The 9,877-nt window shown below is 61.7% G+C and carries 11 protein-coding genes, 2 pseudogenes and 1 riboswitch; of the genes and pseudogenes, 6 read left to right on the plus strand and 7 right to left on the minus strand.

Annotation, left to right across the window (positions count from 1 at the left end; translation table 11 throughout):
- Positions 1-94 precede the first annotated feature (94 nt).
- The gene (locus DKT77_RS11505; RefSeq protein WP_109809696.1) at positions 95-1,291 is read left to right on the plus strand and encodes an IS256 family transposase; all 1,197 of its coding nucleotides are present in this window, start codon (positions 95-97) and stop codon (positions 1,289-1,291) included.
- Between the two features lie 165 nt (positions 1,292-1,456).
- Here the strand turns inward: DKT77_RS11505 and DKT77_RS11510 are convergent, their stop codons facing one another.
- Together DKT77_RS11510 and DKT77_RS11515 are read right to left on the minus strand one after the other, a co-directional pair.
- A complete protein-coding gene (locus DKT77_RS11510) occupies positions 1,457-2,734 on the minus strand; it encodes a D-amino acid dehydrogenase (RefSeq protein WP_109811863.1) in 1,278 nt (425 codons plus the stop codon).
- Positions 2,735-2,831: 97 nt separating this feature from the next.
- A riboswitch (glycine riboswitch) is annotated at positions 2,832-2,917 on the minus strand.
- 49 nt (positions 2,918-2,966) lie between these two features.
- On the minus strand, positions 2,967-3,449 hold the full coding sequence (locus DKT77_RS11515) for a MarR family winged helix-turn-helix transcriptional regulator (protein ID WP_109811864.1): 483 nt from the start codon (positions 3,447-3,449) through the stop codon (positions 2,967-2,969).
- 148 nt (positions 3,450-3,597) lie between these two features.
- On the opposite strand from DKT77_RS11515, the gene DKT77_RS11520 reads away from it, so the two are divergent.
- Positions 3,598-4,125: a M20/M25/M40 family metallo-hydrolase gene (locus DKT77_RS11520; RefSeq protein ID WP_109811865.1), complete on the plus strand. Its 528-nt coding sequence runs from the start codon at positions 3,598-3,600 to the stop codon at positions 4,123-4,125.
- Positions 4,126-4,262: 137 nt separating this feature from the next.
- On the opposite strand, the gene DKT77_RS11525 is transcribed toward DKT77_RS11520, so the two are convergent.
- Complete coding sequence (locus tag DKT77_RS11525; protein ID WP_109811866.1) at positions 4,263-4,706, minus strand: hypothetical protein; 444 nt, start codon at positions 4,704-4,706, stop codon at positions 4,263-4,265.
- 86 nt (positions 4,707-4,792) lie between these two features.
- On the opposite strand from DKT77_RS11525, the gene DKT77_RS11530 reads away from it, so the two are divergent.
- Positions 4,793-5,206, plus strand: coding sequence for a MarR family winged helix-turn-helix transcriptional regulator (locus DKT77_RS11530; RefSeq protein WP_109811867.1), 414 nt, complete (start codon positions 4,793-4,795; stop codon positions 5,204-5,206).
- A gap of 428 nt (positions 5,207-5,634) precedes the next feature.
- On the opposite strand, the gene DKT77_RS11535 is transcribed toward DKT77_RS11530, so the two are convergent.
- The 3 genes from DKT77_RS11535 to DKT77_RS11545 all read right to left on the minus strand — a co-directional run bounded on the left by DKT77_RS11535 (position 5,635) and on the right by DKT77_RS11545 (position 8,346).
- Positions 5,635-6,387 carry a DUF924 family protein gene (locus DKT77_RS11535; protein WP_238547827.1) on the minus strand — a complete coding sequence of 251 codons (753 nt, stop codon included), beginning with the start codon at positions 6,385-6,387 and terminating at the stop codon, positions 5,635-5,637.
- 148 nt (positions 6,388-6,535) lie between these two features.
- Positions 6,536-7,417: a nuclear transport factor 2 family protein gene (locus tag DKT77_RS11540; RefSeq protein WP_109811869.1), complete on the minus strand. Its 882-nt coding sequence runs from the start codon at positions 7,415-7,417 to the stop codon at positions 6,536-6,538.
- A gap of 50 nt (positions 7,418-7,467) precedes the next feature.
- Positions 7,468-8,346 carry an SDR family oxidoreductase gene (locus DKT77_RS11545; RefSeq protein WP_109811870.1) on the minus strand — a complete coding sequence of 293 codons (879 nt, stop codon included), beginning with the start codon at positions 8,344-8,346 and terminating at the stop codon, positions 7,468-7,470.
- Between the two features lie 135 nt (positions 8,347-8,481).
- Here DKT77_RS11545 and DKT77_RS11550 point away from each other — a divergent pair, with 135 nt between their 5' ends.
- Positions 8,482-9,042, plus strand: a complete 561-nt coding sequence (locus DKT77_RS11550; protein ID WP_238547829.1) for a TetR/AcrR family transcriptional regulator — start codon at positions 8,482-8,484, stop codon at positions 9,040-9,042.
- Between the two features lie 57 nt (positions 9,043-9,099).
- Here the strand turns inward: DKT77_RS11550 and DKT77_RS11555 are convergent.
- Positions 9,100-9,355 (minus strand): annotated as a pseudogene (locus tag DKT77_RS11555) (transposase); the annotation flags it as partial.
- Between the two features lie 74 nt (positions 9,356-9,429).
- On the opposite strand from DKT77_RS11555, the gene DKT77_RS21520 reads away from it, so the two are divergent.
- A complete protein-coding gene (locus DKT77_RS21520) occupies positions 9,430-9,705 on the plus strand; it encodes a hypothetical protein (protein ID WP_420798287.1) in 276 nt (91 codons plus the stop codon).
- Positions 9,695-9,877 (plus strand): annotated as a pseudogene (locus tag DKT77_RS21525) (IS110 family transposase); the annotation flags it as partial. The gene DKT77_RS21520 and the pseudogene DKT77_RS21525, both read left to right, overlap by 11 nt.

The following is a 9,877-nucleotide window of genomic DNA, read 5'->3' on the forward strand; positions in this document are numbered from 1 at the left end:
AGCGCAGCGCGCGGCCGGCGGTGACGCTGGCGGCCATCGCCGGTCTTCGGAGAAGGTTCGGGTTGCGAAACCTGGAACCGAACCGGAGACGACGATGACCGACGATAGAATGACCCTGATGGAGCTGGTGGAGAAGTCCGCCGACGAGGATCTCGTCCGCGACATGCTCGCCTATGCCGCCGAGCGGCTGATGGAGATGGAGGTCGAGGCTGCGACGGGCGCGCCAAAAGGAACGCGCACACCGGCGCGCACCACGCAGCGCAATGGATACCGCGAGAGAGGCTGGGAGACCCGCGCCGGCCGGATCGACCTGGCGATCCCGAAGCTGCGCAAGGGCAGCTACTTCCCGAGCTTTCTCGAACCGCGCAGGACGGCGGAGAAGGCCCTCGTGGCCGTCATCCAGGAAGCCTATGTGCACGGCGTCTCGACGCGCGCCGTGGACGATCTGGTGCGTGCCATGGGCGGGAGTGGCGTGTCTAAGAGCCAGGTGAGTCGGCTCTGCGCCGAGATCGACGAGCGCGTGCTGGCATTCCTCACCCGGCCTCTCGAGGGCGCCTGGCCCTATCTCTGGCTCGATGCAACCTACATCCGGGTGCGCGAGAACGGCCGGATCATCAGCCGTGCCGTAATAATCGCGGTGGCGGTCAACGGGGACGGCCGACGCGAGGTGCTCGGCGTCGCCACCGGCCCCTCCGAGGCGGAGACGTTCTGGACTGGCTTCCTGCGCTCTCTCGCCGATCGCGGCCTGCGCGGCGTGAAGCTCGTCGTGGCCGACGATCACAAGGGGCTCAGGGCCGCAGCCCGCCGAGTGTTCGATGCGACCCACCAACGGTGTCGCGTGCACTGGCTCAGAAACGCGCTCGCCCATGCCCCGGCCAAGAGCCGCACCGCCGTGGCCGCAATGCTCAAGACGATCTTCGCCCAGGAGACCAAGGCCGAGGCGGAGACCCAGTGGGACGCCATCGCCGACGCCCTCCGTGAGAAGAATGACCGGCTCGGCGCCATGATGGACGCCTCCCGCGACGACGTGCTCGCCTACATGGACTTCCCCAGGGAGCACTGGGCGCAGATCAGCTCGACCAACCCGCTTGAGCGCGTCAACAAGGAGATCAAGCGCCGTTCCAATGTCGTCGGGATCTTTCCGAACGACGCGGCCATCATCCGTCTGGTCGGCGCGCTGATGATCGAAACCAACGACGAGTGGGCCGTCGCGCGCCGTTACATGGGGCTGGAGTCGCTGGCCCGCATCACCGATACTCACAACGTCAGACTGCCCGCCGTGGCGACCTGACCAACTCGAGCCTCTCCGAAGGCCGGCCCTCTTACACCACGCCGCGGGGCACTACCACATGTGCCCGCGATCACCGCGCCAAGCGGGATGAGGTCGCCCGCACCGATCAACGCTGGGGGCGACCGCATCCTGCTGCAAGCATGTCCTGATCGCAGATGATCCGGGTTATGCGGCCGCCCGCTGAGCCGGCGGCGTGGCGCCTCGAACCGCAGCTGCGCCATTCACGGTGCGCGATGCGGCGACCGTTTCGGCCACCATTTCGGCCGTGACCGCTGACAGTGTCCAGCCCAGATGACCATGCCCGGTGTTGTAGAACACCCGCTCGCGCCGTCCCTGCCCCACCTTTGGCATCATGTTCGGCATCATCGGCCGCAGGCCCGCCCAGGGGATCGCGTGTTCTGTGCTGACGCCTGGAAAGAAGCGCTCACACCACTTTACCAGCGGGCGTATTCGGTCGTCGCGGATGTCGAGGTTGTAGCCATTGAACTCTGCCGTCCCCGCGATGCGGAACCGGTCCTTGCCCAGACGGCTGGTCACCACCTTCGCTTGATCGTCAAGCAGGCTGATCCAGGGCGCAGCGCGTTGGCTTTCTTCGTCGTCGAGCCTCACGGTAATCGAGTAACCCTTGACAGGGTAGACATTCACGCGGTCACGCAGCTGCGCGCCAAATGCGCGGCTTTCCACCCCGGCGCACACGACGATGGCGTCGAACGCCTCTGTCATGCTCTCGTGATTGCGGCTGGAGGTGATGTTCACCGCGTTCCGGTCCACGCGGATCGCCTCGACATCCGTGCCGAAGCGCAGTTGCGCGCCCTGCGCTTCTATGGCTCGGGCAAGCCCCGTTGTGTAGCGGTGGATGTCGCCGGTAAAATCGCTTTCCACGTAGTAGCCACCGTGGAAGGTCCCGCTGAGCGCGGGCTCGATCGCGCGCATCTCTACGGGGGTGACAGCGCGGCGCCGCAAACCGCCTTCGGCAAGCAGCCGGTTCACCTCGGTCGCGTGGTCGAACTCGGCCTTGTCGGTAAAGATGTGCAGGATGCCGCGATCCTCGCAGTCGAAATCGAAGCCATGGCGCGCCGCCTTCTCCTTCAGCAGACCGCGGGCAGCGATGGCCATGCGGGTCGTCTGCACCGTGTTGGCGCGGTATTGCGGGATCGACGCCACGAACTCGGCCATCCAGCTGTATTTGTGCCAGCTTGGTTTCGGGTTCACCAGCAGCGGCGCGCCACGGGTCATCATCCACTTCATGCCTTTGAAGACCGTCGACCAGCGGTTCCAGATCTCAGCGTTCGATGCCGATAGCTGGCCGCCATTTGCGAAGGAGGTCTGCATCGCCGCGTAACGGTTTCGGTCGAAAAGCGTCACTTCGTAGCCCCGGTCCATCAGGCTCGACGCAGTTGTGACGCCGGTGATGCCGGCGCCTATTACGGCTATTCTGGTCATGGTTTCCTCCCGCGACCCAAGGTTCGTCCCGCCGGATGGCAGGTCCAATCCCCTCTGTCGCGGCTGCAACGCAAAGGCGGCACCGCTTCAGACGCCCGCGCCAGTCACAGTCCTTTTGCCTGAGAGGTTCCGGGGGGTTGCTCCTTCGGCGCCGAGGGTCTCGGCCTCTCCTGAGACGGCTTGGTAGGCTGGCCAGGGTGTAGACGCAATTTACTCTTGCGGCAATACTGTTTTATTGTGAGATTATATCTTGCGAGAGTGCCTCGCGATACTCCTCGGACGTGACCCAGTCACCCAGCCGCGCCAATATCTCGTGCAGCGCCCGCAATTCCTGCGCCGAGAGCGGATCGGTCAGGATCACCTCCAGACGGTCCGAGACCTGTCGGGCGGTACGCCGCACGGCTTTACCCTTCTCCGTTGTACTGAGGCGGAACATGCGGGCGTCCGCGGGGTCATTCTCGCGCAAGATCAGCTCCGAACTCAATAAAACTTTCAGTATTCTTGATGTTAAGCTGCGATCGAAGCCCGTCGTTTTCGCGATCTCCGCGAAGGTCGTACCCGGCATGTCGTCGATCAACCGCAACACGCGGAGCTCGCGAATGCGGCACCCAGTCTCCTTCAGGAAGATCTCGTCATTGGCCGAAATCGCTTCCTTTGCGACGATGTCGAACTTGTAGGTCAGCCGCTCGTTCTTGAAGGTCCGCGGGTCTTGCACCGGCCACTCTCCGTTTCTCTGATACCTGCAGAGTATCAATTCATACCCTGACTTGCAGCGCAAATAATATTATTATGAAACAATCTTGGACTGAGAAGTTCAAGCCTGAATCTTAGTGATCGACAATCCGGAACGGGAGCACTCGCCGATGTTTGCCCAGTGGTATGAAGGCCAGCGCGCCCAGTCCGAATCCTGGCTGCATGACCTGCACCGCCACCCCGAAACCGGCTTCGAAGAGCTGCGCACCGCCGCCTTCGTGGCAGACCGGCTACGCGAATTCGGCATCGACGTGACCACCGGCATAGGAGGCACCGGCGTTGTCGGAACGCTGCGCGGGTGCGGTGCGTCGGGCCGCTGCGTCGCCTTTCGCGCCGAACTTGACGCGCTTCCGATGACCGAGAGAACCGGCCTTGCCTACGCTTCTGACGACTCGAAGCGTTTCCACGGCTGCGGCCATGATGGCCACACCGTCACCGCGCTGACGGCGGCCGCCTACCTTGCGCGGCGCCGTGATTTCGACGGAATTGTGCGCTTTATCTTTCAACCTGAGCAGTGCCCCGCGGCTTCCTCCTTGGGAGGTTTTCCAACGCGGGTCGTGGTCGCGCCAGTGTGCAGCGTTCCAACGCGACCCACATCAGAAAACCTTCACCTTAGCGGCCCTTCCGCGTCGGCCTGACGTCGCGGCGAAGCTTCACCAGACCGGCCATTCGAAGTCGTGTGCAGAAAATCCCTGGCGATCAAAGACAGCTGTGCGGGACAAAGGGACGCTTCAATGCGAGACGTCGAAGGTCCGTCCCGCGCCCTGCCATCGGCTCACCGAGTGACGCGCCTGACGGAAAACCAAACCCAGAAACTCAGCGCCAATGCCGACGCCGATATGATTGTCATGACTGTGCCTGGCACGAAATTCACGTATCCGGGGAAATCAACGAACAGGAGATAGCCAACGTCTGCAAGCCCGCCGATCATGCCGGTCACGCAGATCGCCGTCATGCTTTGCCGCCAAATCAGCACTGCTCCGACGATGGTTGCCATGCCGAACCAACCGAGATTCCATCCGTGCTGGTTCAGCACGCCGCCGACCGCCGCATGGTAGTCGCTTTCGAGCGCCGCCGGATCGACACCATCGGCTATGGCTTGGAAGCCGCCTGACGCATCGCTGGCAAGGATTATGACGCCAGCGAGCGTGTGGACCGATCCCCAGACGATCCAAAGTATGGCAGCGCCCTTGAGCGCTGTCTTTTGCGTATCAGTCATCCTGTCTTCCTTGCCGTTGCAGCCGAGTGGACAGCTTGTTAAGTTGATATTGTCCACTAATCACAAAAGTAGACTAAGTCAACAAAATGCACGGCAATGATTTGGCTCTCCTTGTTGACCGCTTCATGCGCACCATTCATTTCGGATTGCAGGAGCGCGCGCCCGGGTTCGATCGAGAGGCCGTGGGTCCCGGCGGAGGCATTGTGCTCATGACGCTCGCCGATACTGGGCGCATCAGCCTGAACGAGCTGACGAAACGGGTTTCGCGCGACAAATCTCAGATGACGAGGATGATCCGGTCACTGGAGTCCAAAGGGCTGGTGGGCCGTGAAGCGTCACCTGACGATGGCCGCGTCAGCTTCGTCTCCCTGACACCGAAGGGTGATGAGATAGCCGGAGAATTGATGCAGACCGTGGCCGAGGTTATTGACGAAATGCTCGACCCGATTTCAGAGAAAGAAAGAAAACTCTTGAGAGACCTGCTTGAGCGGATCGTATAAAAACTCAGCCATGGTCGCAGGCGTTCCCAGGGGCACAGGCTTGGTTCGGTATCTTGGGGCGCTTGGGCAAATCGAGGACCGAAAAAGACATGCCGCGGCGGGGCGCAGCACTCGTTCGACACCTGTCGGCGTGGCAACGCACCCGGCCCAAAGCTGCCGCTCGCAGTCCGATCAGGAGTTGCGTCGCTGATCACCGAACCGGTCGTCCAAGCATCTTGCAGCACTTGGATCGGTCGGGTCGCAGAAGATCAGGAAATAACGCAAATCTGCCCTCACTTCGCCAATCGTCGGGCGAAGCGTTACAGCAGGCACAAAGTCGAGGGAAATGTGCGAGATATCTGCTTCGATCCACATGATAGCAGGTGGGTTGGCCTCGCAGATCCGTGAACGGGAGTCCGCAACGGCCAAAAGTTGCGCATTGGAGCCATTTAGCTGTCAATCTTCTTGCCGAACGACGCCCTGCCGCCCGCCCAGATGGGCAGGTTTTCCTTGTCGTCGAGCCATGCTTGCTCAGCCGACGTTGTCTCGCGACCAAACTCGGCGTTTCGTTGCGGATAACGGCCGAATTTTCGTAGAACCTGGCGGTGCTGGTCGATGGCCGGTTTGTTGCGCTCGGCAAACAATTTGAAACTCGGATGGGCCACGATGGCCAGATCGACAAAGTCGCAGGCAAGGTCCAGATCCGCCACATCTTCCGAATGAGCCAGCGCCCAGGGCAGCAGATAGAGGATGGCCGCAGGCAGGGTAAGCGTCTCTTCGATCATCTGCGGGGCCATCAGCGCGCGCATCAGGACGCGGGCAATCGGATCATAGGAAAAAGCTTCGGCGCTGCCGCGAAAACACGAGCGGGACAATTGATCGGCCAGCAGCACCTTGGCAACTGTGCCTTCAAGGCTGTCCCACTCTTCGCCGTTCAAGCTCGGTGGATCGGCCGTCAATTCACGCACAACCGGCTCGAATGGCTGGCAAAATTCATCGAGGGCCCGGCCGCTTTGAAACCAGATCGTCATCAAAGGCTGCACAGTCTCATCTTGGTTCAGGCTGTCACGGATTTCTGGCTTCGCAGTATCGCAGCCGCACATGTAGTTGAGCACGCTACGCGGCAAGCGGGGGTTTTCGACCGCCCGAATAACGTCCGGGCGCTGGCGAAAGCTATCAGGTGTCAGTTCATCAGCGAGCATTCGTTTTACTTCTAACGATCATAAGGCACACATCCGGCCGGTCGTGCGCTTTTCTCTGATCTCGTGCGTTCGTTGCGATTATGCAGGCGAGACAGCTGTCCCGCCTGCTTGGGCTCTGCCCGTTGGCTGGGCTATGTTGTGATGAGGATTATTGCCCGATCGAGTCCGGGCCAACGCCGTCGAAGCCGGTGAACATGCCGTTGGTGTTGGCGAGACCCTCGGTCGGGACGGGCTGGATCACGTCCCAATGTTCGACGATCATGCCGTCTTCCATGCGGAACAGGTCGTAGAAGGCGTTGGTCGTGCCGTTCCATTGGCCTTCGCTGATGGTCAGGACAAAGTTGCCCTCGCCCAGCACCGCGTGGATCTTGGTGTATTGGAACATGTTGTTCTGCGCGGTCAGCGCCTCGACTGCCTCGACGATCCCGCTCAGCCCGTCCTTGATATAGGGGTTATGCTGGGCATAGCTTTCGGCATTGATATAGTTGGTGATCTTGGCCGGGTTCTTGCCCATCAGCACATCTTCGATCAGCGCCACGGCCAGCGCCTTGTTGGCGTCGGTCTTGTCCAGATCGATCACTTCGGTCGGGCCATCGGTCTGGCTTCTGCCGCTGGCGGTTTCCGTCACGAGGGGCTGTAGGGCATCCCAGTGTTCCGCGACCTTACCGTTCTCATCCACGCGGATGATGTCAAAAGAGACCATCTCGTCGGCCCCGAACGGCGCCGCATTGCGCCAGATGTTGTGCATGAAGACATAGTTGCCGTCTTCGAACATCCGGATGTTTTCAGCGGTGGTGCCGGCCTCTGCCAGAACCGGCAGCAGGCCGATGAACGGCTCCAGCCCGGTCGGTATGAGGGGATTATGCTGGATGTAATCCGCGTTTGCGACCTCGCGCATGGTGTCGACGTCGCCTTGCAGGACGGCGCCCAGGAATGCGCCGACGATAGGCTTTATGGAGGCTGTGTCATTGGCAAAGGCACCGGTGGCAAGCAAGGTGGCAGCGGCAGCGGCTGTAAGGGTCTTTTTCATCTTGATGATCCTTTCGGGGTATGGGGGAGTAAGGCCTTTGGGCAATCCCGTCAGGCGTCGGCGCCGCCCAGGACCGCTTCGAGCTGCATCTCCTTGAGAAGCGCGTCCTGTCGCGGCTGTGTGAAGGCGTTCACTTCGTCCACGCCCCAGGTGATTCCGACGACCGTGCGCGTGGGGCGCTTGCCGGGCGCGGCGTCGGCGAGCGCAAGGTAGGCGTCGACGACCAGTTGCGGGTCGGGCGCTTCGTCGCTCGCAAGCATCTGGGCAAAGCCTTCGATCATGGTCGCTGGCACCCGGCCTAGGTCGCCATAGGATGACAGAACATCCGCAAGGGCGGGCGGTTTCCCGGCCGCAAGCAGGTTCGAGGGGAACGGTCCGGGCTCGACGAGTGCGATGTCAATGCCAAAGGGGGCCACCTCGTAGCGCAGGCTTTGGCTATAGGCCTCGAGCGCATGTTTCGTCGCGCAATAGGTGCCAAAGAAGGGCACCGACACCCGACCCAAGATGGAGCTGGTATTGATGATCAGGCCCGCACCGGCGGCGCGCATCGACGGCAACACCGCCTGTATCGCACGGATGGCCCCATAATAGTTGGTATCCATCTGCTCATGGGCCTGCGCGACGCTGTAGGCCTCGGTCATGCCGATATACATGATGCCCGCGTTATTGATCAGGATGTCGACCGGGCCATCGGCCAAAATCGCGGCAAACCCTTCAGCCACCGAGGCGTCGCTGGTGACATCCATCTCGGCAATGGTGATGCGCGAGGAGTAGCCCTCAAGCTCCGCCTTCTTGGCGGCATTGCGCCCCGCAGTGTCGCGCATCGTGCCCCAGACGCGGTCGCCGCGATCCGCGAAGGCCCGCACGGCTGCCGCGCCGAAGCCGCTGCTCGCGCCTGTGATGACGATCGTCCTACCTGTTTCCGACATGGATCATTCCCTTGCTTGCGCATCTTGTTACCAACTGGTACAAATATCGACAACACTCCGTCAAGGCATAAAATACCAACCAGTAACAAAATGACTGATGATAACCCCAAGCCTGTGCGCGGTAGGCCCCGCACGATGAACGCCGAAAAGGTGCTGGACGTCGCGATGACCGCATATTGGCAGAGCGACCCGGCCGATGTGTCGGTCAATGCGATCTGCCAGCTGGCGGGCATCTCCAAGCCCTCGCTTTATCGCGAGTTCGGCAGCGAGGACGGTCTGTCGCGCGCGGTGCTTGACCGCTATGCCGAGCAAGTGCTGTCGGAGTTGTTCTTGATCTTGCACCGTGGGACTGGGCTGCGCGGGACGCTTGACGCACTTATCGATTTTGCAAGCGACGATCCCCGGATGGAAACCGGGTGCCTTTTCTACAAGATGCGCGCGGGCAAGCACCGTCTCGGGCAGGAGACGCTGGCGCGGGTCGAAGAGATCGACGCAACCGGTCAGGCAGCTTATGTGGCGTTCCTGAAGGCAGCCCGCGATGCCGGGGAGTGGGCGGATGGTCTGTCGGTCGAGGCCGGGGCGAAATACCTCGGCGAGCAGATCGCGCTTGCCATCACCCAGCGTGCGTCAGGCGAAGACCCCGGCCGTATTCGGGAGATGCTGACGCTGGCGTTGTCTGTGTTCACCCGCCGATGACAGGAGTGTCAGGCACTCTGTGTATCGGCCGCCGACCCGGTTCCCATTTGACCGCCCTCAACCACCCATCGGCGAGAAGCGACCCTCAAACATTATGGCGAACTGGTTGACCGCTGTCAGCCACCCTCTGACCGAGCGCGAGGTTTTTTTCGTGGCCGCGGATCGCCAGGTAGATCAGCTTCTCGGCAGCATCCTCGGACGGGAACGAGCCCCGCGTCTTGATCGATTTGCGGATCACCCGGTTCAGGCTTTCAATCGCGTTCGTGGTATAGATCACCCGGCGGATTTCCGGGCTGAAGGCGAATGAACTGATGCGTTGGATGCCCCCACCCAGCGGCATTTCGTATGCCATGGTGGTTTCATCGGAACCGAACGGAGGGCACATCGATGACGACGAAGATCGACATGCTGGAGATCGACCTGGCGAAGGGCAGCTTTCAGGTCTGTGCCGTGGGGCCGGAGGGGACGGTTCTATACAACCGAGGTTTGTCGCGGACACGGCTGGCCGCGCTTCTCGCTGAGCAGCCAGCGTGCATCGTGGCGATGGAGGCCTGTGCCACGTCGCACCATTGGGGCCGGGTGGCACAACGGCACGGTCACGAGGTGCGGCTCGTCCCGTTCTACGCTACAAACGCTCCCCCGGAGCGTTCGCTTGACGCTTGAACCCTACGTGAAGCCTTTCGTGAAGCGCCAGAAGAATGATCGCGCGGATGCTGAAGCCGTCGCGGAGGCGGCCTTGCGCCCAACCATGCGCTTCGTGGCGGTGAAGAGCGCCGAGACCCAGGGGCGCGCGGTCGCATTCCGAACGCACCAATGCCTTGTCCGGCAGCGCACG

The organism is Meridianimarinicoccus roseus, assembly GCF_003172915.1.
GTDB lineage: Bacteria > Pseudomonadota > Alphaproteobacteria > Rhodobacterales > Rhodobacteraceae > Meridianimarinicoccus > Meridianimarinicoccus roseus.

What these genes read in the sequence shown, in the direction of transcription:
- DKT77_RS11505 (WP_109809696.1), top strand. Translation starts at nt 95, where the DNA reads ATGACCGACGATAGAATGACCCTGATGGAGCTGGTGGAGAAGTCCGCC.
- DKT77_RS11510 (WP_109811863.1), bottom strand. Translation starts at nt 2,734, where the DNA reads ATGACCAGAATAGCCGTAATAGGCGCCGGCATCACCGGCGTCACAACT.
- DKT77_RS11520 (WP_109811865.1), top strand. Translation starts at nt 3,598, where the DNA reads ATGTTTGCCCAGTGGTATGAAGGCCAGCGCGCCCAGTCCGAATCCTGG.
- DKT77_RS11525 (WP_109811866.1), bottom strand. Translation starts at nt 4,706, where the DNA reads ATGACTGATACGCAAAAGACAGCGCTCAAGGGCGCTGCCATACTTTGG.
- DKT77_RS11530 (WP_109811867.1), top strand. Translation starts at nt 4,793, where the DNA reads ATGCACGGCAATGATTTGGCTCTCCTTGTTGACCGCTTCATGCGCACC.
- DKT77_RS11535 (WP_238547827.1), bottom strand. Translation starts at nt 6,387, where the DNA reads ATGCTCGCTGATGAACTGACACCTGATAGCTTTCGCCAGCGCCCGGAC.
- DKT77_RS11540 (WP_109811869.1), bottom strand. Translation starts at nt 7,417, where the DNA reads ATGAAAAAGACCCTTACAGCCGCTGCCGCTGCCACCTTGCTTGCCACC.
- DKT77_RS11545 (WP_109811870.1), bottom strand. Translation starts at nt 8,346, where the DNA reads ATGTCGGAAACAGGTAGGACGATCGTCATCACAGGCGCGAGCAGCGGC.
- DKT77_RS11550 (WP_238547829.1), top strand. Translation starts at nt 8,482, where the DNA reads ATGAACGCCGAAAAGGTGCTGGACGTCGCGATGACCGCATATTGGCAG.
- DKT77_RS21520 (WP_420798287.1), top strand. Translation starts at nt 9,430, where the DNA reads ATGACGACGAAGATCGACATGCTGGAGATCGACCTGGCGAAGGGCAGC.